The organism is Paenibacillus sp. J22P169 (assembly GCF_059691995.1).
The window spans coordinates 119,472-144,805 of record NZ_JCAUAO010000010.1; the positions used below are offsets into that span (position 1 = coordinate 119,472).

Genomic DNA, 25,334 nt, shown 5'->3' on the forward strand with positions numbered 1-25,334 from the left:
ATGGAGGGAATGAAATGGATTTAGCCAATAAAAAGATACTTGTAACAGGCGCGGATGGCTTTATCGGCTCACACTTAACCGAAGAATTGATCCGAAGAGGTCATGATGTCCGAGCTTTTGTATATTATAATTCTTTTAACTCGTGGGGGTGGCTAGATCAAGCTCCACAAGATATAAAAGAGAGTCTGGACGTCTTCTCAGGAGATATTCGTGACCCTTATGGTGTAAAAGCTGCCATGAAGAGTTGTGATGTTGTTTTGCATCTCGCGGCCTTAATAGCAATCCCTTATTCATATCATTCACCGGATACGTATATTGACACCAATGTGAAGGGGACATTAAACATCGTACAAGCAGCTCGTGAATTAGGAGTTCAAAAAGTTGTCCATACTTCAACGAGCGAGGTTTATGGAACAGCTCAGTTCGTGCCCATCACTGAACAGCATCCACTACGAGGGCAATCTCCTTATTCAGCCTCCAAAATTGGCGCAGATCAGATTGCGATGTCATTCTATGATTCATTTAGCGTGCCTGTTTCCATTATTAGACCCTTCAACACCTACGGTCCTCGTCAATCTGCTCGTGCCGTAATCCCGACTATCATTACTCAAATTGCAAATGGGTTAACGAACATTAAACTGGGTGCTCTGAATACGACGCGGGACTTTAACTTTGTAAAAGATACTGTCGGTGGCTTTATCTCTGTCGCACAATCAGACCAGTCGATCGGCGAGGTAATCAATATCGGCAGTAATTATGAAATCTCAATTGGTGATACGGTTGATTTAATTGCTGAAGTCATGAATGCAAAAGTGAAGATCGATACCGACGAGATGCGCATTCGGCCGGAAAAGAGTGAGGTTGAACGACTTTGGGCGGATAATGCTAAAGCTAAACAGGTATTAGGCTGGGAACCGAAGTACGGTGGACGTGAAGGGTTTAAAAGAGGTTTAATGGAAACTGTAGAGTGGTTTACAAATCCTCACAATCTGTCGACTTATAAAGCGGATCGGTACAACATATGAGAGATTTATATGAATTAGACGAATTAGTGAAGGTAATTGCATCGGCTTTACCTGATGATCAGAAATTTATAGCTTTGCATGAGCCTCATTTTAGCGGAAACGAATGGGAATATGTAAAAGAATGCTTGGATACAGGTTGGGTCTCCTCGGTCGGCAAATTCGTTGATAGATTTGAGCGTGACTTAGCGGAATATACGGGTGTTAATCATGCGATTGCTGTTGTTAATGGGACAGCAGCCTTACATATTTGTCTGAAATTAGCTGGCGTAGAACAGAATGATGAAGTTCTCATTCCTTCTTTAACATTTATAGCGACGGCGAATGCAGTCTCCTATTGCGGAGCGATTCCACACTTCGTCGATAGTGAAATGAAGACGTTGGGGCTTGATCCGCGAAAGCTAAATGACTACTTAAAGGAAATTGCCGAAGTTAAACAAGGTGATTGTTATAATAAAATAACGGGTCGTCGCATTAGAGCAGTCGTACCAATGCATACTTTTGGCCATCCAGTGGATCTAGATCCACTAATGGAACTATGTGCTAGTTATCATATTGAACTTATAGAAGACGCAGCCGAATCTCTAGGTTCTTATTACAAGGGTAAACATACAGGCAATTTTGGAAAAGTATCCGCTTTAAGCTTTAATGGAAATAAAGTTATTACTACTGGCGGCGGTGGTGCCATTTTAACGAATAATGAATCGTTGGCAAAGCTTGCTAAGCATGTAACAACTACAGCTAAAGTTCCGCATAAATGGGCATTTAATCATGATCAAATCGGCTTTAACTACCGACTCCCTAATATCAATGCAGCCTTGGGTTGCGCTCAGATGGAACAGCTTGATCGGTTCTTAATTAAAAAACGAGCATTGGCTGATTCCTATCGGAAAGTTATTGCAGAAATTCTTTGTGCTTCTTTCATGGTGGAACCTGAATTTGCGAAAAGTAATTATTGGCTTAATACGATACTCTTGAATGAGCCTGATGTAATAAAGCGCGATTATTTACTAGAGAAATTAAATAATCAAGGAATTATGTCAAGACCAGTTTGGACCTTAATTCATAAATTGCCAATGTTTGCTGATTTTCCAAAGATGGAACTAACCGTTGCAGAAAATCTCGAAATGCAATTGATTAATATACCAAGCAGTGTCATGTTAGGTGAGACAAATGGCTAAAAGAAAAATTTGCGTAGTTACAGGTACAAGAGCGGACTATGGATTATTGTATTGGATAATGAAAGAAATCGATAATTGCAACGAAATGGAACTGCAGATTATTGCCACTGGGATGCATTTATCGCCCGAATTTGGATTAACGTATAAGGTTATCGAGCAAGATGGTTTCATGATTCATGCTAAAGTCGAAATGTTATTGTCAGGAGACACTCCTGTTGCAATTACGAAATCAATTGGATTAGGAACAATAAGTCTTGCAGATGCTTATGACAGATTGAAACCCGATCTTCTTATTGTACTCGGAGATCGCTATGAAATACTTGCCGCTGCTCAAGCAGCGCTTGTTGCGAGAATCCCCGTTGCACATATAGCAGGTGGGGATACAACTGAGGGTGCAATAGATGAAGCGATTCGGCATAGCGTAACGAAAATGTCTCACTTGCATTTTGTCACAAATGACACTGCCGCTAGAAGGGTTTCTCAAATGGGTGAGAATCCTGATCATATTTACACTGTCGGCAGTCCGGGAATCGACCAGATTAAACGACTGAAACTTCTCTCGCGAAGCGAGTTAGAACAATCACTGAATTTTCAATTTAAGAATAAAAACATTCTAGTCACCTTTCATTCGGAGACTCTTGATGCAAGGCCTGCCGCGGAACAATTCGGTGAATTGTTGAAAGCTCTTGATAGGTTAGGGCCTGAGGTAGGAGTTATTTTCACTAAACCTAATTCAGATACAGATGGTCGTGTGCTTATTCAAATGATTGATGATTATGTCGACATACATACAAATGCGAAATGCTACATTTCTTTAGGGCAACTAAGGTATCTTAGCGCGATAGCGAATGTTGATGTTGTTATTGGAAATTCATCTAGCGGCCTATATGAGGTGCCTTCTTTTAAAAAACCGACAGTAAATATTGGAGACAGACAGAAGGGACGGTTACAAGCTCCATCGGTAATTAATTGCAAATCTGCAGTTGATGATATTGAAATTGCCATTCGTAAAGCTTTTGAGTTTGATTGTTCAAATACATTCAATCCTTATGGGGATGGAGATAGTTCAGCGAAAATTGTTTCGATTATAAAGCGTATTCCCGATTACAGTGAGCTTTTGAAAAAAACGTTTTTTAGGGTGGACTAATCAATGAAGCAGAATAGTCATGTATATATTATTGCTGAAGCTGGAGTTAATCATAACGGATCCTTGGAGATGGCGGTCCAATTGATTGACGTCGCTGTTGAGGCTGATGTTGATGCAGTAAAGTTCCAAACTTTTAAAGCTGACAACTTGGTAACTCGTAATGCAGCAAAGGCAGAGTATCAGAACAAAAACACAGACAGCAATGAAACGCAATATGAAATGATTAAAAAGTTAGAGCTCGATGAAGAATCCCATCAATACCTGATCAACTATTGCAAAAATAAGGGTATCGAGTTCTTATCTACCCCGTTTGATCATGATAGTGTGGATTTACTTGTACAAACGTTTAATTTATCGCAAATTAAAGTGTCTTCGGGTGATCTTACGAATGCTCCTCTTTTATTACAAATAGCTCAGACAGGGAAGCCCATTATTATTTCTACTGGCATGAGCAATTTGAGTGAAATCGAGCAAGCGCTGAGTGTTTTGGCATTTGGTTATATGAATTACCAGGAACAACCTTCCATTCGTGCGTTTGAGCTCGCATACAGTTCAGAAGCAGGACAATCAGCACTGCGTAAGAACGTAACAATTCTTCATTGTACAACGGAGTATCCAGCTCCCTTTGCTGAAGTAAATCTTAGGGCTATGGATACGTTAAAACAAGCCTTTGGTTTGACTGTTGGATTTTCAGATCATACACCCGGAATTGCAATTCCTGTTGCTGCTGTGGCAAGAGGGGCTATGGTCATAGAGAAACATTTCACGCTTGATCGGACTTTGCCTGGGCCTGATCACAAAGCTTCCTTAGAGCCGAATGAGCTCAAACTGATGGTTCAATCCATTCGTCAAGTTGAAATGGCATTAGGATCAACTATAAAAAGACCTGCAGATTCTGAACATAAAAACATGGCAATCGCTAGAAAAAGCATTCTTGCTTCGAAACCAATTTTTAAAGGGCAAAAGTTTTCGGAAGAGAACTTAATGATTAAACGGCCAGGCGACGGCGTTGCCCCAATACATTATTGGAGTTTACTGGGGAGAGAAGCCGACACAGATTATGAGGTTGCTGAACCGGTGAGATTATGAGGTCCCCTGTCATTGTTCTGGGCGCTGGCGGTCATGCAAAAGTATTGATCGATACGTTACATATCCAATCTATTGAAATTATTGGCATATGCGCTCCGGATGTATCTTTTATACAGAATGTAGACAGTGGTATACAAGTATTAAGTAATGATGCTGACATATTTAAATATCAGCCCGATAAAGTTTTGCTGGTCAATGGGCTGGGATCAGTTAAATCCACAGCAAAAAGAGAAGAGATTTTTAAAATGTTTAAAAGTAAAGGCTACACATTCGCAACTGTAGTTCATCCATCAGCCATAATCAGTCAGAGCGCACGGCTACTAGAAGGAGCGCAAATAATGGCTGGAGCGATCATTCAAACAGCTAGTGTGATTGGGGTAAATTCGATCGTGAACACAAAGGTATCTGTTGACCATGATTGTAAGATAGGAGATCACGTACACATTGCACCTGGAGCAACGTTGTCTGGTGGGATCACTGTCGCGGATGGCGTTCATATAGGGACAGGAGCAACAATTATACAGGGCATTCATATTGGAAGAAGCAGTTTGGTCGCAGCAGGTGCTGTTGTTACGAAGGAAGTTAGAGAGTTCAGTGTTGTACGGGGTGTTCCAGCAAGGGATGAAAAAAACATTAATAATTGATAGCGGTTATTCCAATATAAAATGTATATATGCTGATATTCCTGAGCGACATCCTTGCTCAAGCTGCACAAGCTATGCTTGCACAAGCTAACCAACAACCACAAGGTGTTCTACAATTGCTTCGTTAATCTAATTTTATTAAAGGTCCTAGGTTTTCTCTAGGGCCTTTTTTTTGCTTCTTCTACAAAATTAACTAACACTATCTTATTATTAAACCGATAATAATTGTATATAGTTAACTTCAGATGGAGGTTAGTACCATGAGCATGAATTATCCTTTGAGTGGAATGAGCAGTTCGTCCGGCTCGGATAAGCCTACAGAGTCAGTGGCAAGACCACAAAAGTTAGATGAGGTAAACCCGGCGGTTGGAGCTGAACTTGTGACTGCTAAAATCAATAACGCCTATGAATTGAAGCAAGCAGAGCTTCATGGGGATAATATCACAGTGAGTGATGCTCAAGTCGTAAAAGCGTTGGAACATGCGATTAAAGCTGTTCAAGGAAGAACGACTTCATTGGAGTTCTCTATCCATCAGAAGACGAAACTTATTTCGGTGAAAGTACTAGATAAAAGCACAGGGGAAACAATTCGAGAAATCCCACCAGAAAAGAGCTTGGATTTTGTAGCAAAGCTCTGGGAAATGGCTGGAATTATCATCGATGAACGTAGATAGTTAGTTATTGCACATATTAAGGATGGTGATTTTTACCAATGGTTATGCGTTTAAATGGATTCTCAGGGACGGGGATCGATATTGATGATACGGTAAGCAAGCTAATGAAGGCGGCTCGTATGCCTCAAGATAAATTAAAGCAACAGAAGCAGATTCTTGAATGGCAACGGGATGAATATAGAGCCATGAATGCCAAAATTATGGATTTTCGTAATTCTGCCTTTAATATGAAATTGCAATCATCCTTCTTGAGTAAGAAAGCTTCTTCATCAGATGAGACTGTTTTATCAGCGATCTCAACGTCCGCAGCGGCAGATGGGATGCACACGATTAAGATAAATAGCTTAGCGGAAGCGGCTAAAGTGAACTCAAGCCAACTCAGTGCAACAAGTGATAGCGCAGATTTAGCAAGTTTAGGTCTTACTGGGCCGACAACTCTAACAATAGGCGGTAAAAAAGGTTCTGTTACGATTAATGTCGATAAAACAGATACCATCGCAAGTGTTGTTTCACAAGTGAATGCTAAGTCTAGTGTGACTGGCGTTGGCATGAATTATGATACAAATATGAAACGTTTCTTTTTCACTTCTTCGAATACAGGCGCTGTCGGGGACTTCAATTTACAGATGAAAGGTCCTACGGTTGCAACTAACTTTTTGAAGGATGTATTTGGGCTATCAACGGCTGCAATGTCAGGGACTCCAGCGAAAACGACCGCAGTGAGCACGCCATTCACTAGTGGAATCAATGCACTTATCGATAGTACAATTACTACACCACAAAAAATTCGGGTGACTGCTGGAGGCAAGACAGCGGACTTTACGATTGACAATACTACGACGGTGAGTAATTTAATCGATTCTATTAATAGTTCAGCAATCGGCCAAGCAGGAGTAAGTGCATATTTGGGGACTGATAAAAAACTTACCTTCTTTGATCCAACAGGAGGAACCCTAGCCATTGAGGATGTAACTAGTGGAACACCAGCAGCTTCAACTACTTTCGCACTAGATGCCTCGTCAAACGCTCAATTTTCTAAGATCTCCGTTACAGGTAAACAGGCGGATGTGGTAATCGATAACATTCCAACAACTTATGATTCAAATACCTTTACTTTCAACGGAATGAACATTACTGCGAAAAAAGCCGGAGATGTAACTCTTACAACAACACGTGATGTTGATACCGTGTTCAATAGCATTAAATCCTTTGTTGATAAATATAACGAGTTGATCACGACCGTAAACACGAAGATGAGTGAAAAGAAATATAAAGACTTCCAACCATTAACAGATGAACAGCGTTCGGCCATGAAGGAAGATCAGATCAAAGCTTGGGAAGAGAAAGCAAAGAGCGGTATGTTGCGAAATGACGCCTTACTTTCAAGTGGTCTTAATAACTTCCGTACGTCTTTTTCTAGTATCATACAGGGTTTACCGACGGGCGCTGCAAAGAGTTTGTCCGAGATTGGAATTTCAACGAGTCTATTGGCTGGTACTTCAGTTTCCGGTAGTTATATGGATAATGGTAAAATATATTTAGACGAAGCTAAACTAAAAAAAGCAATTACAGATAAACCAGATGAAGTCATGGCTCTATTTAACGCAAATGATGGTATGACTGACTCCGATTTAGGCGATGGCTTAGCAACACGATTATATGATAGAGCAAATGCACTCATGCAAACCATAACATCTAAGGCTGGGGCTAGTACAAGCCCGGAAAATACTTATGTCATGGGCAAAAGTATGAAAGACATTGATACACGCATTGATAACTTGACATCAAGATTGGATGTATTACAGACTCGTTACTATAGACAGTTTACTGCGATGGAAACGTATATCTCGCAAATGCAAGCACAAAGTTCGCAGCTTACTTCACAATTTAGCTAAATTAGAATAGGTTACAACGATTTAACTAGGGGGATTACTGATGATTCAAGCCCAGCGCAATAAATACATGGAAAATACTGTTCAAACAGCAAGCCCAACGCAATTATTAATTATGCTTTGTGATGGTGCAATTAGATTTTGTAGGGCAAGTATTGAAGCCTTGAAAGTTAACAACTATCAAGAAGCTAATACGAATCTCATCAAAGTACAGGACATTATTAGCGAATTCTGCATAACGATTGATCGTAATGCCCCAATTGCGACTGAATTATTGAGATTATATGAGTACTTTACTCATCGTCTAATTGAAGCAAATTTGAAAAAATCAGTTGAACCAGCTGAAGAAGTGTTAGGTTTTTTGATTCAATTGAAAGAAATGTGGATGCAAGCCGCGTTGCTAGCTAAAGGGAGCACAGCGACTGCCGCACCTGCTGGAGCTTCGCATGGATGAGTTGGTTTCTGAGTTAGAACAACGAACAGAGCAGGCTCTTACTCAGCTCGTTTCGATGGATATTGAGCAACTTTCCGAGTTTATGGAGCAGCGCGGCGTGATGATGCAGAAGTTAATTAACGCCTCGGAAGCCGCCTCAGCGAGTGATAAGGATAGGTACAAGGCTCGTATTCAAGCGATCGTGAGTCTAGATCCCATATTTCTTCAAAAGCTCACTCAATTCCGTGATCAGGCTAGCGCTCAATTATTTAAAATCGACAACGGAAAGACCCAGAGGAATGCGTATGATAATAATTATGACGGTGAAAGTTACTTCTTCGACAAGAAGAAGTAGTCTATCCACATCAACCTTTTGCCGCGGCAGAAGGTTTTTTCTTTTATCCCCCGTTTTCCTCAACCTCCTCCAACAATCCGTGGATAAACGATCCGATCTGGCCCCACCATGTGAATAAACGAGCCGATTCATCTCGAGTTATCCATAATCTCTGCTCTCTAGCCTGTGGACAATGTGCATAAACCTGTGCATAACTTTGTTAATAACATGTAAAGGAGCCCATTATGACAGGATTCTACAAATTCTGCAGTTATCCACGGCATGTATATACTTGAATTTTCTAAATATTCATTCTTATTGAAAGTTAGAAATTGACAGGTCAAGCAGATAGATGGTATAGTCAAAAAGAAAGGGCTTACATTTTATTTAAACTCTTTTTATATTTTTAAAAACGAAAGGATTGTGTACGTTATGCAAGGTAAAGTGAAATGGTTTAACGCAGAAAAAGGCTATGGTTTCATCGAGCGCGAAGATGGTGGAGATGTGTTCGTACATTTCTCAGCGATTCAGTCCGAAGGCTTCAAAACGCTGGACGAAGGTCAAGCTGTTGAGTTTGACATCGTAGAAGGCGCACGCGGACCACAAGCTGCAAACGTAAGCAGACTATAATTATTTGGCACGTGCCCGTGCCATTGCATACACCAACGAACAAGATCACCCTGGGGAACTACTCTGGGGTGTTTTTTATATTTTATTAAGAAAAGTTTAGTTCGGAATTTAAAGGAATTATGAAGATGGAGTGGAATGTAGTATAATGTAAGAAGGAAGGGAGATGTTTAACTATGGAAATTAGCATTCGCGGAGAACACCTTGAAGTTACTGAAGCCCTCGGAGACTACGTCGACAAGAAGTTGAATAGACTAGAGAGGTATTTTGAAGCTCCCCTTACATCCGATGTACAAGTAAAGCTAAGTGTGGTTAAAGGTCTTCAGGCCATCGAAGTAAGCATACCTTTAACAGGCGTGCTACTGCGAGCAGAAGAACGCAACACAGACATGTACGCATCCATTGATTTGGTTGTGGACAAATTAGAGCGTCAAATTCGTAAGCATAAGACAAGAACGAATCGTAAAATTCGCCAAGATGGCGGCAAACGTGATTTGTTCAAAGCAGAAGTTGCAGCAGCTTCCTATATTGAGGAAGAAGAGGATTTTGAACTCGTACGTAACAAACGCTTCAACCTGAAGCCGATGGACGTGGAAGAAGCGATCCTCCAAATGAATATGGTGGGCCATAACTTCTTTGTATTCTCGAACATGGAAACAGACACAGTCAATGTGGTTTACAAACGAGACGACGGTAAGTACGGTTTAATCGAACCAGCAATGTAATGTAATGCATAAACAAATGGCCTAATACATTCAATCAACATTCCTATACAAAATGATCAAGTGAGCTTAATTCGATGTCATCGGATTAAGCTCTTTCCTTTAAAGCATGAAGTCATCGTCTCTGCTATGCATGTTAGTAGCCTCTCCATTTCATACTAAGAAATACGGAAAGTATGGTTTTTAAGTCCTATTTCTATAGGTTTTATAAGGAAGAGAGTGCGTGTTTGTTGCGACAAGACTGTCATAAGTGGTACAATTTAAGGATACGAACGCAATGGAAAGGGGTTCACCGATGCTAGGACTAGTGAAGAAAATTTTTGGTGATTCCAATGAACGGGAGATTAAACGGATGCTCAAGGCCGTTGACTACATCAACGAGCTTGAAGCTGGCATTAAGCCACTGTCCGATGAAGAGTTAAAAGGCAAAACAACAGAGTTCAGAGAACGCCTTGAGAAAGGCGAAGAAATCGATGATTTATTGCCAGAGGCTTTCGCAGTTGTTAGGGAAGCAGCTTGGCGTGTGTTAGGGAAACGTCATTATGACGTTCAACTTATCGGGGGTATGGTGCTGCATGAAGGCCGTATCGCTGAGATGAGAACAGGGGAAGGGAAAACACTTGTTGGAACACTTCCTGTTTATTTGAATGCCTTGCTTGGTAAAGGCGTGCACGTTGTAACCGTCAATGACTATTTGGCACAGCGGGATAGCGGCGAAATGGGTCAAATTTACGAGTTCCTCGGCTTAACCGTTGGGGTTAACTTGCATGACTTGTCTCATGAAGAGAAGCAAGCAGCTTATGCTTGTGATATTACGTATGGAACGAATAACGAATACGGTTTTGACTACCTGCGTGACAACATGGTGCTGTACAAAGAGCAGATGGTTCAACGTCCGCTATACTACGCGGTTATCGATGAGGTGGATTCCATTCTAGTCGATGAAGCGAGAACGCCATTGATTATTTCTGGACAAGCCGCGAAATCGACAGATATGTACTTTACAGCTGACCGTTTCGTTTCGACGCTGAAAGAAGAAGAAGACTACACGATCGATATCAAAGTACGTGCTGTCGCGTTGACTGAAGAAGGCGTTGCGAAAGGTGAGCGAGCTTTTGGTATTGAGAACTTATTCGATCATCAGAACGTAAACATCAACCACCACATCACACAAGCGCTCAAAGCTCGTTTCATTATGAAACGTGACGTGGACTACGTTGTTCAAGAAGAAGAAGTTATGATCGTTGATGAATTTACAGGCCGTATTATGACAGGCCGTCGCTATAGTGATGGGTTGCACCAAGCCATTGAGGCCAAAGAGCAGCTGAAAGTTCAGAATGAGAGCATGACACTCGCTACGATTACGTTCCAGAACTATTTCCGTATGTACCGCAAGCTAGCGGGGATGACGGGGACGGCGAAGACGGAAGAGGAAGAGTTGAAGAAAATCTACGGGCTTGAAGTTATTATCGTGCCGACGAACCGCCCTATGATTCGTAAGGATCTACCGGACGTGGTTTATAAGTCAGAGAACGGTAAGTTCAGAGCCGTCGTGGAGCAAATCCTAGAACGCCATAAGCTGAATCAGCCAGTGCTTGTTGGTACAGTATCAATTGAGAACTCTGAGAAACTTTCGGAGATGTTGAAGAAGAAAGGTGTTCAACATAAAGTATTGAATGCCAAGTATCATGCCGAAGAAGCGGAAATCGTTTCACGTGCAGGTCAACCGGGTTCCGTAACGATTGCAACCAACATGGCGGGCCGCGGTACTGACATTGTGCTTGGTCAAGGCGTACATGATGCTGGCGGCTTGCATATCATAGGTACAGAACGTCATGAAAGCAGACGGATTGATAACCAGCTGCGTGGACGTGCAGGACGTCAAGGTGACCCAGGTTCTTCGCAGTTCTACCTCTCCCTAGAGGATGAATTGATGAAACGATTCGGCGCTGAGAATATTATGGCGATGATGGATCGTCTGGGGATGGAAGAAGATCAGCCGATTGAGAGCAAATTGATCTCCCGTGCAGTGGAATCCGCTCAAAAACGCGTTGAGGGTAACAACTTCGACGTGCGTAAAGTCGTCCTTCAATATGACGATGTTATGAATCAACAACGTGAAATTATATATAAACAGCGCCGCGAGCTGCTGGAGTCCGAGAATATCCGCGAGGTCATCGAGGGCATGATCAGCGCCGTAATCGAGCGCATCGTGAAAGCACACTGTCCAGAGGAAACAATTCCAGAAGAGTGGGAGCTGCAAGAGGTTGCGAACTTTGTGAACAACAACCTGCTGCATGACGATGCTCAAATCACAGATCAAGCCATTTGGGGTAAAGAGCAAGATGAGATCATCGAGCTAATTAAAGATCTTGTAAGCAAACGATACGATGAGCGTGAAACGGAAATTGGCGCAGAGTTCATGCGTGAATTTGAAAAAGTTGTAGCGCTGCGTGCGGTAGACAGCAAATGGATGGATCACATTGATGCGATGGATCAGCTGCGCCAAGGTATTCACTTACGTGCATACGGTGGTACAGATCCACTGCGTGAGTACCAATTCGAAGGCTTCGAGATGTTCCAAGAGATGATCGATAACATTCGTGAAGAAGTCGCGATGTACATCATGAAAGCACACGTACAGAGCAACCTGGAGCGCCAAGCGGTAGCAGAAGGTCAGGCTGTTGATACGAAGAATGAAGCAGGCGGCAAAAAACCGCTCGTACGTGATGAAGAGCAGCGTATCGGGCGCAACGACCCATGCCCATGCGGCAGCGGTAAGAAGTTCAAGCAGTGCCACGGGCAAGGCATGTAAGCGACTAAACAACTTGTCTAGGTACATGCAAGCAGAATAAACGAGGTGTACGACATGCTAGAACCAGAAGTGAAACAAGACTTAAGAGAAACAGCGAAGCGACTAACTGAATTACGGGGGTCTCTTTGACTTAGATCATAAGCTAGAAGCGATCGGGGATTATGAGGAAAAAATGGGCGCACCGGACTTCTGGGACGATAATGAACGTGCCCAGAAGACGATTGCTGAGCTCAACGTGATCAAGAGTGTCGTGGATGAGTTCCAAGGCTTCACGAATGCGTTCGAGGATATTCAAGTGATGGTCGAGCTTGAGGAAGAAGAGAGCGATGCGGGTCTTGTTAAAGACATCGAAACAGGCATCGCGGCGCTCGTTAAGAAGCTCGAATCCTTCGAGCTTGGCTTGCTGCTTAATCAGCCGTACGACCGGCTGAATGCGATCCTTGAGCTGCATCCAGGCGCCGGCGGCACCGAGTCGCAGGACTGGGCAGAGATGCTGCTGCGCATGTACCGCCGCTGGGCGGAGAAGCGGGGCTACAAAGTCGAGGTGCTCGACTATTTGCCCGGCGACGAAGCCGGCGTGAAGAGTGTCACGCTGCAGATCACAGGCTTCAACGCCTACGGCTACTTGAAGGCAGAGAAGGGTGTGCATCGCCTCGTCCGGATCTCGCCGTTCGACGCCTCTGGCCGTCGTCACACCTCGTTCGCATCGTGTGACGTGATGCCAGAGATCGAAGACGACACCGACGTAGGTGAGATCCGCTCCGAGGATCTCAAGATCGATACGTACCGCGCAAGCGGCGCCGGCGGTCAGCACATCAACACCACGGACTCGGCTGTGCGGATTACGCACATTCCGACTGGCGTCGTGGTGAGCTGTCAGCAAGAGCGCTCGCAGATCAAGAACCGCGAGAAAGCGATGAAGATGCTTCGTTCCAAGCTCTACGAGCGGAAGATCGAAGAGCAATTGAAGCACCTGGCCGAGATTCGCGGCGAGCAGTCGGATATTGCGTGGGGCAGCCAGATTCGTTCTTATGTCTTCCACCCATATAGCATGGTGAAGGATCATAGAACCTCGGCAGAGACTGGGAACATTGGAGCGGTCATGGACGGCGACCTCGATGCCTTTATCGATGCGTACCTGCGTCATCAAATTCGGAAGCCAGAGTAATACATTTTCACAACATCACACGAAATCATGCATGCCAAGCAAGCTGATTTGCAGGGCCTATGCATGCATCGCGTCATAAACGTTGATCCTACACCTGATGGGTGTAGGATTTTTCATGTAAACGAACGAAGGAGGACCACTCGTGTCCAGAAGAGAACCACGCATACAGATCGGAAGTCCGAGTCACACGGCATTCGAATACATATTGCTAATTGTCGGATCGCTGATTATGGCAGCGAGCTTTAATAGTTTTTTGAACCCGAACCAAATCGCAACAGGCGGGGTTTCGGGGATCTCTACTATTTTGCAGGAAGTCACCAAAATAAACCCAGCGTACACACAGTGGGCGCTCAATATCCCCATTTTACTATTAGCCATATGGTTGCTAGGGAAGAAATTTGGCATTAAAGCCATCGTGGGCTCAGTTATTTTCCCATTCTGCGTACTCGTCACCACCCACTTAGGCGTGCCAACGCATAACCCATTGCTAGCTGCTGTATATGGCGGGATAGGCGTAGGTTTGGGATTGGGGATCGTCTTCAAAGGCCGTGGTTCCACAGGTGGACTGGGGTTGGCTGCTCAAATGCTGCATAAATACTCAGGCTTAAGCCTTGGCTTCTCAGTCGCGATATTCGATGGGCTCGTCATTATCAGCTCTGCGCTGGTGTTCACCCCAGAGAATGCGCTGTACGGAATGATCGGCTTATTCGTCACCACCAAGACCATTGATATTGTGCAGCTCGGCTTCAACTATGCCAAAGTGGCCTTTATTATTTCGGATCATACGGATGCTATTCGGAAGGCGATTTTGTACGATTTGGATCGCGGCTTAACAGAGCTCAGCGGCTCAGGTGGCTATACTGGCGAATCACGGACAGTTATGATGGTCGTCGTGAAACAGAATGAAGTCAGTCGCCTGAAAACACTGGTTCAATCGGTGGACCCGCAGGCTTTTGTGATTTTGAGCGAAACGAATGAAGTGTTGGGTGAAGGCTTTAAACGCCATGCGTAGTGGAAGAGAGGGCTTGCCACTTGATTAAACAGAAGAGGACTGTCAGGGGGAAATTTGCCTGATGGTCTTTTTTGTGGATAACTTGTTGGCAATTTGTGTACAATCCCCCAACTTATACACAATGCCTGTGTACAAATGTGTATAACTCGAGACCGACTAACATAATTTGCCTTCTGACTGTAGAGTTTGGGATAATGAGTAAGGCTGAACAAAGGGCAAGCAACAAGGCGATGGCAGAGATGAATCATTTCTTTATGCACGACTTGCGTGTAATTGATGCATAATGTGCATATAACCTTATATAGTCAGACTATTCAGTTAATATAAATTTCGCGTTCGCAAGTCGTCCAAAGCCTTGAAATACCTTGCTGGAAAGCGATTTTTGGCAAACGAAGCACGCAAAAAAATTCATTGAATTATTATGTATACGAATGTATAATAATACATATATTTTCGGAACATCGGGAGGGCATGGGAATGAGTCAGAGCATTAGAGCGGCTATTATTGGAGCAACAGGGTATGGTGGTGCGGAATTGATTCGTCTTTTGCAGGCGCATCCACTTGTACATATTACATCCGTGATTTCAACATCGAATGCAGGAGCGCCGTTGGCGGAGCATTTTCCACATTTGCAGGAAGTGGTTGTGGATATCCTCGATGTCCTTGATGTTAATCTGATCGCTGGCAAAGCGGACGTTGTGTTCTTGGCCACACCAGCGGGTGTGAGCGCAGAGCTTTCGCCGAAGCTGCTTGCAGCAGGCCTGAAGGTGATCGATATTTCAGGGGATTTGAGATTGAAGTCAGCTAGCGACTATGAAAAATGGTACAAAAAACCGGCCGCTTCTGAAGAAGCGCTGACACGTTCGATTTATGGTCTATCCGAAGTGTTCGGGGACGAAGTGAAGGGCAGCGATCTGATCGCGAACCCAGGCTGTTATCCAACAGCAACATTGCTAGGACTTATTCCTGCGGTTGAAGCGGGATGGATTGATCCGTCGACGATTATTATTGATGCTAAATCGGGTGTCTCCGGTGCGGGTCGCGGTGTTAGCCTAGGTGTGCACTATGCAGAAGTGAATGAGAATTTATCGGCTTACAAAATAAACAAACACCAGCACATTCCGGAAATTGAGCAAGCGCTGAGTCGTGTTGCAGGCAAACCGGTTGTGACGACGTTCACGACACATCTTGTGCCGATGACGCGTGGGATCATGGCGACAATGTATGCAACGCTAACAGGTGAGTATACGGCTGAGGAGTTCGTCGAGAAGTATCGTCAGTACTACGAAGGACGCAAGTTCGTACGGATTCGTCCGCTTGGGAAATATCCGTCAACGAAAGAAGTAACAGGTTCGAATTTCTGTGATATCGGCTTCGCTGTGGATGAGCGTACAGGGCGTGTAACGATTGTGTCGGTCATCGACAATGTCGTGAAGGGCGCTGCAGGTCAAGCGATTCAGAATTTAAATATTATGCAAGGCTGGGACGAAACGACAGGGTTGTTGTTCGCACCGGTATATCCATAACTAGAAGATGAGGATAGGTGAGTAGACGACCATGTCGGACCAAGTAAGCTTCACTGTCGTGCCAGAGGGCACAGTAACAACACCGAAGGGATTTCGTGCAGGCGGACTGCACTGCGGATTGAAGAAGACGGAGCGCTATGATCTCGGCGCGATCCTTTGTGATGTGCCAGCAGCGGCAGCAGGCGTGTACACGCTGAACGCGTTCCAAGCGGCACCGCTGCGTGTGACGCAAGAAAGCATTGCCCACAGCGGCAAGCTGCAGGCAATGATCGTGAACAGCGGTAATGCTAACGCGTGTACCGGCCAGCAAGGCGAAGACGACGCTCGCGCAATGCGCGCCGCAAGTGCGAAGGCACTAGGCGTAGCGGAGCACCACGTCGGCGTGACGAGCACTGGCGTTATCGGCGAGCTTCTGCCGATGGGCAAAGTGTTGAGCGGCATCGAGCAGCTGCCTGCGAAGTTAAAGCTAGACGGCGGCGAAGATTTCTGCCAGTCGATCCTGACGACGGATCTCGTGCAGAAGATGACGTGCGTCCGTGTTATGGTTGGCGGCAAAGAGGTGCACATTGCCGGAGCAGCTAAGGGTTCGGGGATGATTCACCCGAACATGGCGACGATGCTCGGTTTCATGACAACCGACGTCGCGATTGAGAGCGAATACCTGCAGCTGTTGCTTAGCAGGATTACAGATAATACGTTCAACATGATCACGGTTGACGGAGACACAAGCACCAACGACATGGTCGTGGTGATGGCGAGCGGGCTTGCCGGCGGCGACACCCTGCATCCGGGGCACCCGGATTGGGATGCTTTCGCGGCTGGTTTCCAATACGTTGGCGAATACCTCGCCAAAGCGATTGCACGTGACGGCGAGGGCGCGACGAAGCTGATCGAGACGACGGTTATTGGCGCGGAGAGCGACGATGCGGCTCGTAAGATCGTCAAGTCGATCATCGGATCGAGCCTTGTGAAGTCTGCCGTGTACGGCGCTGACGCGAACTGGGGTCGGATCATTGCAGCTGTCGGATACTCCGGGCAGCCGGTGAATGTGAACACAGTCGATATTCGCCTAGGTGATATCGCAGTGTTAGAGCAATCGCGTCCTGTGAAGTTTGACGAGGAAGCGGCATTGGCTTATTTGAAAACAGATACAATTCAAATTCATGTGAATTTACATATGGGCGAAGGCAAAGCAACGGGTTGGGGCTGCGATTTGACCTATGATTATGTGCGAATTAATGCGGCTTATCGGACGTAAGGGGGAAAAAGAGCAGTGAAGAACAATTGCTTTGTCATGAAATGCGGAGGCAGCACGCTTGCGGCGCTGCCTAGTAGTTTTTTTGAAGACATGCGTCAACTTCAGGAAGAGGGTATCGTCACTGTCATCGTGCACGGTGGCGGTCCTGCGATTTCGGATACGTTAGGTAAGTTGGGTATCGAGTCTGGCTTCGTGAACGGACTAAGGGTAACTTCTGAGGCAGTTCTAGATGTCGTGGAAATGGTGCTATCAGGCCAAATTAACAAAGAAATCGTACGCCGGATTCAGTTGACGGGCGCGAAAGCACTTGGTTTGTCCGGTGTGGATGGACATTTGATCGAAGCGAAGCCCGTTGCTAACAGCCATGAAGTTGGCTTAGTAGGCGATGTAACGAAAGTGAATGCTGAGCTGATCCAAGGCATCGTAGGCATGGGCTACATTCCGGTTATCGCGCCAGTTGGACTTGGTGCAGATGGCGGACAACGGTATAACATCAACGCGGATACAGCGGCTGGTGCTGTCGCTTCTCACCTTGGTGTGGAGCAGATGGTTGTTGTGACGGATGTTCCTGGCATCATGAAAGTTGTGGATGGCGAGAAGCAAGTGCTTCCAGTCGTCAGCGTAGCGCAGATTGAAGAAATGATCACAAGTGGCGACATCTATGGCGGCATGATCCCTAAGGTTCGTGCAGCGATTGCTTGTATACAAGGGCAAGTGCAAGAAGTGGTTATCGTGAACGGTGCGGAGCCGAACGTGTTAAGTAAAGTGCTGAAGGGCGAAGGCATCGGCACACGTATTGTACGGTAATTTAATAACCCCATAAGGAGGGAATGTACATGACAGAACAAGGGAAAAGCTCGTTATTTCCAACGTACGCCAGATATCCAATTACGCTAGTGAAGGGTGAGGGCAGCCGACTTTGGGATGACACTGGCAAGGAATACATCGATATGATGAGCGGGATCGCGGTTGCGGCTCTCGGGCATGCACCAAAAGCTGTGAAAGAGAAATTGATCGAGCAGTTGGATCAGCTTTGGCATGTGGGCAATCTTTTTCATATTCCGAATCAGGAAAAGTTGGCTGGTTTATTAACAGACAACAGCTGTGCGGACGCTGTATTTTTCTGTTCCACGGGAGCGGAAGCGAATGAAGCTGCGATTAAAATCGCACGTCGCTACTCCCAAAAGGTGCTGAACAACGGTAAGTACGAGATCATCACGTTCAACATGTCCTTCCATGGGCGTACGATTGCTACATTAACAGCTACCGGTCAGGACAAAGTAAAGGAAGGCTTCCTTCCGCTTCCAGAAGGCTTTGTCTATGCTGATTATAACGATATCGAATCCGTGCGCCGTCTCGTGAACGATAAGACGTGTGCGGTCATGCTCGAGTTCGTGCAAGGGGAAGGCGGCGTATTGCCAGCCGATCCAGAGTTCGTGAAGCAATTGGCTGCGCTATGCAAAGAGCATAATCTGCTCCTGATCGCGGATGAAATCCAGACGGGCGTAGGACGTACAGGTAAACTTTTTGCCTATGAGCATTATGGGGTAGAGCCGGATATTTTCACGTTGGCCAAAGGTCTTGGCGGTGGATTCCCGATCGGTGCGATGCTGAGCAAAGGGTACTTGGCTGAAGCTTTCAGCGCAGGTAGTCACGGTTCCACGTTCGGCGGCACACCGATTGCAACAGCAGCGGCTCATGCGACACTAAGCACTATTTTAGACAATCAATTGCCGGAGCGTGCAGCTCAGTTAGGCGAATACACAGTGAAGAAGTTGGAGAGCAAGCTGGCGGGCAATCCGCTAGTGAAAAGCATCCGTGGCATTGGCCTTCTCATTGGTATTGAATGTGCACAGCCAAGTGCCGAAATCATCAGCGAGATCCACAAGCAAGGTGTGCTGGTCATTCCAGCAGGACCTAACGTGATTCGTTTGGTGCCGGCGTTAACAATACCGCAAGAAGATTTGGATCAAGCGTTAGATGTGGTGTGCGGTGTCCTCTCCCAGAAGGCATCCACAATCAGCGGCGTCTAACCGAAGTTAATTGTAGAGAGGTTGGATCACATGAACAGCATGGTCAAGGAAGAACTGGCTGCCCAGTTGAAGGGCAAGGATTTTCTTGCTTTGGTTGATTATACACCGGAAGAAATTGAATATTTGATTCACTATGCGATCGAGCTGAAGCGTAAGCAGAAAGCAAGAGAGCCTCATGCGGTACTGGCGGGTAAAACGCTGGGGATGATTTTTGAGAAATCCTCCACGCGTACGCGTGTTTCCTTTGAAGTGGGGATGTACCAACTTGGAGGTCAAGCGCTTTTCCTGAGCAAAAACGATCTGCAACTGGGTCGCGGAGAGACGGTATGGGATACTGCTCAAACGTTGTCCCGTTACTTAGACGGGATTATGATTCGTACCTACGAGCACCGCAAGGTGATTGATTTGGCACGCGGAGCGACGGTGCCTGTTATCAACGGTTTAACCGACCATGCGCACCCTTGCCAGGTTATGGCGGATTATCAAACCGTCTTGGAGAAAAAAGGCCGTTTGAAAGGCATTAAAGTCGCCTATATCGGCGATGGCAACAACATGGTTCACTCCTTGATGATGGGCGCTAGTAAGTTAGGGATGGATTTCGCGGTTGCTTCCCCAGAGGGCTATGAGTCCGATAAAGAAGTGATCCGTCAATCCAAGGAAAATGCGGCGCAAACCGGCGGCAGCCTGTTGGTGACGAACGATCCACGCGAAGCGATTGAAAATGCCGACATCATCTATACGGATGTATGGGCGAGCATGGGTCAAGAAGCGGAGCAAAAAGAGCGGGAAATCGCGTTCAAAAACTACCAAGTTAACGAAGCTTTGGTGAAATATGCGAAGCAGGATTACTTGTTCATGCATTGCTTACCTGCACACCGCGGGGAAGAAGTGAGCGAAGGCGTTATCGACGGCGCGCATTCCATTATTTTCGACCAAGCAGAGAATCGTCTTCATGCGCAAAAGGCTATTATGGCCGCGACAATGATATAAATTTCATTCATATTAGTGAGAGTAGAAACGGAGAGAAGAGTAGACATGGCTAAGGAAAAAATCGTACTCGCTTATTCAGGCGGTTTGGATACATCAGTTATCCTCAAATGGTTAAAAGAAACTTACGACGCGGAAATCATTGCGTTCACAGCGGATATCGGGCAAAAGGATGAGTTGGACGGCTTGGAGGAAAAAGCGCTGGCAACTGGCGCATCCAAAATCTACATCGACGATCTACGCGACGAGTTCGCGAAGGATTTCATCAACCCGATGTTCCAAGCGGCTGCTCTTTATGAAGGGCAATACCTGCTTGGCACGAGCATTGCGCGTCCATTGATCGCGAAGCGTATGGTTGAGATCGCTCGCGCTGAAGGCGCAACAGCGATTGCTCACGGTGCAACAGGTAAAGGGAATGACCAAGTGCGTTTCGAGCTTACAGCAGCGGCGCTAGCGCCTGAGCTTTCCGTTATCGCGCCTTGGCGTTTGGAAGAATTCCGAGAGCAGTTCCCAGGTCGCGCAGAGATGATCGCATACGCGGAGAAGCACAACATTCCGGTAACGGCATCCGCAGCGAAGCCATATTCGACGGACCGTAACTTGCTGCACATCTCCTTCGAGAGCGGCATGTTGGAAGATCCATGGTTCGATGCAGCAGCTGACGACAACAAAGGCATGTACGTGCTTAGCGTTGCGCCAGAAGATGCACCAGATCAAGCAGAGTACATCGAGCTTGAGTTTGCTGCTGGTGATTGTGTAGCGATCAACGGAGCTAAGCTTTCCCCACTTCAAGTGATGGAAACGTTGAACGAAATCGGCGGCAAACACGGAATTGGCCGTGTAGACATGGTTGAGAACCGTTTCGTCGGCATGAAGAGCCGTGGCGTATACGAGACTCCAGGCGGTACCATTCTATTCACCGCTCACCGTAAAATGGAATCCCTCACGATGGACCGCGATGTGATGCACCTTCGTGATTCCTTAATTTCGAAATATGCATCCCTTGTATACAATGGTTTCTGGTTCGCTCCTGAGCGTTTGGCGATTCAAGCGCTTGTGTCCGAGAGCCAAAAGAACGTATCGGGTACGGTTCGTTTGAAACTGTACAAAGGTAATGTGATTGGTGCTGGCGTGAAAAGCCCAGTATCCCTTTACAACCCAGATATCGCTACAATGGAAGCTGATCCAACGAAAGCTTACGATCAAGGCGATGCTACAGGCTTTATCCGCTTGAATGCACTGCGCTTGAAGGTTGGTTCCGGCGTGGAACAAAACGCAAAGAAGTAACATTCAAATAGCTGCTCAGCCGTGGGCTTTCCCTTTGTGGAAAGCCTTTGGGCTGTCCATAAGGATGTCCTATAAGGGTTTCTAGGTAGGTTAATACGAGAGGGGTCATGCACGGTGTCAAAGCTTTGGGGTGGACGTTTCACGAAGAAAACCGACCAATTGGTCGAAGAATATACAGCATCCATTACATTCGATAAAGAGCTTGCTGAGGAAGATATTGAAGGCAGCTTGGCGCACGTGACGATGCTGGGCAAATGCGGGATTCTTCCTGCTGACGATGTGGAGAAAATCAAAGACGGCTTGCTGCAAGTACAAGGCATGATTCGCCGCGGCGAGCTGGAGTACACGATTCAGAACGAAGATATTCACATGAATATCGAGAAAACCTTGATCGACTTGATCGGTCCTGTCGGCGGTAAGCTGCACACGGGCCGCAGCCGGAACGATCAGGTAGCGACGGACATGCATCTCTACCTGCGTAAGCGCGTGGTTGAGTTCGTGGGCTTGCTGATCAAGCTGCAGGAAGCTTTGCTTGAGAAAGCGAAGGCTAATCTTGATACGATTATCCCTGGGTATACGCATCTGCAGCGTGCGCAGCCGATCCTGTTCGCGCACCATCTGATGGCCTACGTCAGCATGTTCCAGCGTGACCTTGAGCGCTTGCAGGACAGCTACAAGCGCGTAGACATGCTGCCGCTCGGCGCTGGCGCGCTCGCGGGCACGACTTTCCCGATCGACCGCCATTTCGTGGCGGAGCAGCTCGGGTTCGGACGCGTGTACGAGAACTCCCTAGATGCGGTCAGCGACCGCGATTTCATCCTGGAGTTCCTCTCTAACGCGTCCATGATCATGATGCACCTTTCTCGCTTCAGCGAGGAAATGGTGCTCTGGTCTTCGACCGAGTTCGCGTTCATCGAACTCGATGATGCATTCTGCACCGGCAGCTCGATCATGCCGCAGAAGAAGAACCCGGACGTAGCGGAGCTTGTCCGTGGCAAAACGGGCCGCGTCTACGGCAACTTGGTCGGTCTGCTGACCGTACTTAAGTCGCTGCCGCTGGCGTACAACAAGGATATGCAGGAAGACAAAGAAGGCATGTTTGATACGGTTCGTACCCTGCAAGGTGCGCTGCAATTGTTTGCACCGATGGTGTCTACAATGAAGGTGAACACGGAGCGTATGCGCCAAGCCGTGAACCAAGACTTCTCGAACGCAACGGATATCGCAGATTACCTAGTGAACAAGGGTCTTCCTTTCCGTCAAGCCCACGAAGTCATCGGCAAAACGGTGCTCTACTGCATCCAAAACAAAAAATACTTGCTCGATATGAGCATCGAGGAGTTCAAAACTTTCTCCGAGCTGTTCGAGTCCGATATTTTTGCTGTGCTTCAACCTGAGCAAGTCGTGAATGCGCGGAATGTTTACGGTGGTACGGCGAGCAATCAAGTGAGCGAGGCCATTGGTCGCGCAGAGCAAGTGCTGGCGGAATCGCAGGAGTGGTTGCATGACTTTTTAGAGAAAAGCAAATAGGGTGTCTTGCTAATATAAAAAGCTCTTCCCATCATGGATGATGGAGAAGAGCTTTTTTGGTTTATGCATTGGGCTTTTCGTTTTTCGCTTTTCCCGTTACCGCTTATACCTTGAATTGTTGAATGACATGCTGTAGTTGGGCAGACATCTCATTTAAGTTTTTAATAGAAGCTGCGATACCGTCGATGCTGGATAGTTGAGTTTCGGTCAAAGCGGAAATAGTTTGTGTAGTGCCTGCCGACTGGTTAGCGGAATTCTCCATTTCGGATAAGGATAACGTTACCTGTTGGGACGTAGCTGCCATGCGCTCTGCTTCGGATGATGCCTGCTGTACCTGGCCTAGCACCTGCTTAACAGCGCTGTGAATCCTTTCAAAAGCGGATCCGGTCTCCAGCAATGTCCCTACACTAGAGGAGATTTCTTGATCCCCTTTATGCATCGTCTCTACAGCCCCAAGGATGTCACTCTGGATACCCTCAATAAGTTCTGTCACCTGCTCCGAGGATTGCTTAGAGCGCTCTGCAAGCTTCTTAACCTCGCCTGCTACTACCGCAAATCCTTTGCCGTGTTCTCCGGCGCGCGCCGCTTCTATTGAAGCATTCAAGGCCAACAGGTTCGTTTGTGACGAGATGTCAGAGATGATCGAAACAATTTCACCGATCTGCTGGGAACGTTCACGCAGCAAGTCGATAATGCCAGACAGGCTTTCCATTGTGGAGCTAACGGTCTGCATCTGCACGTTCGTTTGTTGGATATACGCATTGCCCTTCTCTGCTTCTAAGACTGTGTTTTCAGACAAATCGAAGGCAAAGGATGAGCTGGAAGCGACCTGCTGAATGCTATCGGATAATTCTTTCATGGCGGATGAGCTCTCAACAACACTAAGGGCATGTTTGTTGGTACTGGTTGCTACGTCATGCATGACAGAGGAGATATGGTTCGCGGCTTGAACCATTTGATCCAACGCATGGGATACTTGATTGGATTCTTCATTTAAAGCACCCGAGCTCAAGCTTGCTTGCGATACGAGCTGCTTAATATAAGCTTTCATCTGATTGAAAGATCCGGCTAGCTTGCCGATTTCATCACGATTTGTCACATTCAAATCCGCTATCGCCAAGTTTCCTGTCGCAATCTGACTGGCTTGGCGCTCCACCCGAACGAGGGGCTTCGAGATATGCCTCGCAAAGAGGATGAGAACCACAAGGCCAATCAGCAAACAAACGACCAGTGTAATAACAATCGTATTCAACATATGGGTTTGTCCGGCATTATAATCTTGTAAATACGAGCCGGCCGCCACAACCCAGCCCCAACGAGGGTCCTTCTCTGCGTAGGTAATTTTCATGGCTTCCTTAGTGGAACCGCCGGGCAGAGGCCACATATAGGTGGTGAAACCTCCGTTATTTTCCGCTTTTTGAATCATTTCTTGTATGAAAAGTTGACCGTCATTCGATTTCTTATCCCAAATGTTTTGGCCCTCCAACGAGGGATGTGCAAGCTCGGTCCCCTTGTTATCAAGGACAAAGAAATACCCATTTTCACCTAAATCAATCTTCGGATTGATAGGTCGTTTCCCTTCGTTTTTGGGACCAAGCATCCATATTTTCACTTTCTCTTGTGCTTCTTCTTGGGTGATACTGCCCGATTTTACCGAATCATCGAAGGATTGAATCAGTTGGATGGACATTTGCACAGCATTCCTTAAGTCTTTTTCGATCAAGTCATTCGTGACGTTGGAAGAAACGTAATAGCTGATACTGCCGAGGATAAGAATGGGGATAAGTAGTAAAAGCAGTGATGTTGTCACAATCTTCATCTGAATATTCATTTGAAAATTTTTTAACATATGGTTAATTTCCCTACTTTCTGTATTATTTTGTATATATTCTTGGTAATCTCTGTAATTCCTTTATTTCGACAAAATATTTACAATTCGAGTAAATATCATC

At 46.1% G+C, this 25,334-nt stretch carries 23 protein-coding genes; 22 read left to right on the forward strand and 1 reads right to left on the reverse strand.

From position 1 onward, the window contains the following. Positions 1-14: 14 nt before the first annotated feature. The 22 genes from AC58QG_RS30590 to argH all read left to right on the forward strand — a co-directional run bounded on the left by AC58QG_RS30590 (position 15) and on the right by argH (position 23,382). Positions 15-1,025, forward strand: a complete 1,011-nt coding sequence (locus AC58QG_RS30590; RefSeq protein WP_497365820.1) for an NAD-dependent 4,6-dehydratase LegB — start codon at positions 15-17, stop codon at positions 1,023-1,025. Continuing rightward, on the forward strand, positions 1,022-2,203 hold the full coding sequence (locus AC58QG_RS30595) for a LegC family aminotransferase (RefSeq protein ID WP_497365821.1): 1,182 nt from the start codon (positions 1,022-1,024) through the stop codon (positions 2,201-2,203). The genes AC58QG_RS30590 and AC58QG_RS30595 overlap by 4 nt, the downstream gene beginning before the upstream one ends. Next, positions 2,196-3,350 carry a UDP-N-acetylglucosamine 2-epimerase gene (gene neuC, locus AC58QG_RS30600; protein ID WP_497365822.1) on the forward strand — a complete coding sequence of 385 codons (1,155 nt, stop codon included), beginning with the start codon at positions 2,196-2,198 and terminating at the stop codon, positions 3,348-3,350. Before AC58QG_RS30595 ends, neuC begins: the two co-directional genes overlap by 8 nt. A 3-nt stretch (positions 3,351-3,353) precedes the next feature. Further along, positions 3,354-4,439, forward strand: a complete 1,086-nt coding sequence (gene neuB / locus AC58QG_RS30605; RefSeq protein ID WP_497365823.1) for an N-acetylneuraminate synthase — start codon at positions 3,354-3,356, stop codon at positions 4,437-4,439. Beyond that, positions 4,436-5,083, forward strand: a complete 648-nt coding sequence (locus AC58QG_RS30610; protein ID WP_497365824.1) for an acetyltransferase — start codon at positions 4,436-4,438, stop codon at positions 5,081-5,083. Before neuB ends, AC58QG_RS30610 begins: the two co-directional genes overlap by 4 nt. A 29-nt stretch (positions 5,084-5,112) precedes the next feature. Next, positions 5,113-5,211 carry a flagellin gene (locus tag AC58QG_RS30615; protein ID WP_497365825.1) on the forward strand — a complete coding sequence of 33 codons (99 nt, stop codon included), beginning with the start codon at positions 5,113-5,115 and terminating at the stop codon, positions 5,209-5,211. 132 nt (positions 5,212-5,343) lie between these two features. Next, positions 5,344-5,757 (forward strand): flagellar protein FlaG, encoded by a 414-nt coding sequence (locus AC58QG_RS30620; protein ID WP_497365826.1) that lies wholly within the window; start codon positions 5,344-5,346, stop codon positions 5,755-5,757. A gap of 38 nt (positions 5,758-5,795) precedes the next feature. After that, positions 5,796-7,652 carry a flagellar filament capping protein FliD gene (fliD, locus tag AC58QG_RS30625; protein ID WP_497365827.1) on the forward strand — a complete coding sequence of 619 codons (1,857 nt, stop codon included), beginning with the start codon at positions 5,796-5,798 and terminating at the stop codon, positions 7,650-7,652. Between the two features lie 40 nt (positions 7,653-7,692). Beyond that, a complete protein-coding gene (fliS, locus tag AC58QG_RS30630) occupies positions 7,693-8,103 on the forward strand; it encodes a flagellar export chaperone FliS (RefSeq protein ID WP_497365828.1) in 411 nt (136 codons plus the stop codon). Then, the gene (fliT, locus tag AC58QG_RS30635) at positions 8,096-8,437 is read left to right on the forward strand and encodes a flagellar protein FliT (protein ID WP_497365829.1); all 342 of its coding nucleotides are present in this window, start codon (positions 8,096-8,098) and stop codon (positions 8,435-8,437) included. Before fliS ends, fliT begins: the two co-directional genes overlap by 8 nt. A 411-nt stretch (positions 8,438-8,848) precedes the next feature. Beyond that, a complete protein-coding gene (locus tag AC58QG_RS30640; protein WP_028556842.1) occupies positions 8,849-9,046 on the forward strand; it encodes a cold shock domain-containing protein in 198 nt (65 codons plus the stop codon). A gap of 173 nt (positions 9,047-9,219) precedes the next feature. Beyond that, positions 9,220-9,768, forward strand: coding sequence for a ribosome hibernation-promoting factor, HPF/YfiA family (gene hpf / locus AC58QG_RS30645; RefSeq protein WP_497365830.1), 549 nt, complete (start codon positions 9,220-9,222; stop codon positions 9,766-9,768). 292 nt (positions 9,769-10,060) lie between these two features. Beyond that, on the forward strand, positions 10,061-12,580 hold the full coding sequence (secA, locus tag AC58QG_RS30650; RefSeq protein ID WP_497365877.1) for a preprotein translocase subunit SecA: 2,520 nt from the start codon (positions 10,061-10,063) through the stop codon (positions 12,578-12,580). 54 nt (positions 12,581-12,634) lie between these two features. Further along, a protein-coding gene (gene prfB / locus AC58QG_RS30655) for a peptide chain release factor 2 (protein ID WP_497365831.1) occupies positions 12,635-13,748 on the forward strand; the annotation gives its coding sequence in 2 pieces (ribosomal slippage) (positions 12,635-12,706 and positions 12,708-13,748; 1,113 coding nt in all). Between the two features lie 142 nt (positions 13,749-13,890). Beyond that, positions 13,891-14,760, forward strand: a complete 870-nt coding sequence (locus AC58QG_RS30660; protein WP_497365832.1) for a YitT family protein — start codon at positions 13,891-13,893, stop codon at positions 14,758-14,760. Between the two features lie 477 nt (positions 14,761-15,237). Beyond that, the gene (gene argC, locus AC58QG_RS30665) at positions 15,238-16,287 is read left to right on the forward strand and encodes an N-acetyl-gamma-glutamyl-phosphate reductase (RefSeq protein ID WP_497365833.1); all 1,050 of its coding nucleotides are present in this window, start codon (positions 15,238-15,240) and stop codon (positions 16,285-16,287) included. A gap of 31 nt (positions 16,288-16,318) precedes the next feature. Beyond that, positions 16,319-17,545 carry a bifunctional glutamate N-acetyltransferase/amino-acid acetyltransferase ArgJ gene (argJ, locus tag AC58QG_RS30670; protein WP_497365834.1) on the forward strand — a complete coding sequence of 409 codons (1,227 nt, stop codon included), beginning with the start codon at positions 16,319-16,321 and terminating at the stop codon, positions 17,543-17,545. A gap of 36 nt (positions 17,546-17,581) precedes the next feature. Further along, on the forward strand, positions 17,582-18,352 hold the full coding sequence (gene argB / locus AC58QG_RS30675) for an acetylglutamate kinase (protein WP_497365878.1): 771 nt from the start codon (positions 17,582-17,584) through the stop codon (positions 18,350-18,352). Positions 18,353-18,381: 29 nt separating this feature from the next. Continuing rightward, on the forward strand, positions 18,382-19,578 hold the full coding sequence (argD, locus tag AC58QG_RS30680) for an acetylornithine transaminase (RefSeq protein ID WP_497365835.1): 1,197 nt from the start codon (positions 18,382-18,384) through the stop codon (positions 19,576-19,578). A 30-nt stretch (positions 19,579-19,608) separates the two neighbouring features. Beyond that, entirely contained in the window at positions 19,609-20,568 is a 960-nt protein-coding gene (gene argF, locus AC58QG_RS30685; protein WP_497365836.1) for an ornithine carbamoyltransferase, read from the forward strand. A 45-nt stretch (positions 20,569-20,613) separates the two neighbouring features. Continuing rightward, positions 20,614-21,852, forward strand: coding sequence for an argininosuccinate synthase (locus AC58QG_RS30690; RefSeq protein ID WP_436233450.1), 1,239 nt, complete (start codon positions 20,614-20,616; stop codon positions 21,850-21,852). Between the two features lie 114 nt (positions 21,853-21,966). Continuing rightward, complete coding sequence (gene argH / locus AC58QG_RS30695; RefSeq protein ID WP_497365837.1) at positions 21,967-23,382, forward strand: argininosuccinate lyase; 1,416 nt, start codon at positions 21,967-21,969, stop codon at positions 23,380-23,382. Between the two features lie 103 nt (positions 23,383-23,485). Here the strand turns inward: argH and AC58QG_RS30700 are convergent, their stop codons facing one another. Beyond that, on the reverse strand, positions 23,486-25,231 hold the full coding sequence (locus tag AC58QG_RS30700) for a methyl-accepting chemotaxis protein (RefSeq protein ID WP_497365838.1): 1,746 nt from the start codon (positions 25,229-25,231) through the stop codon (positions 23,486-23,488). Positions 25,232-25,334: the final 103 nt, after the last annotated feature.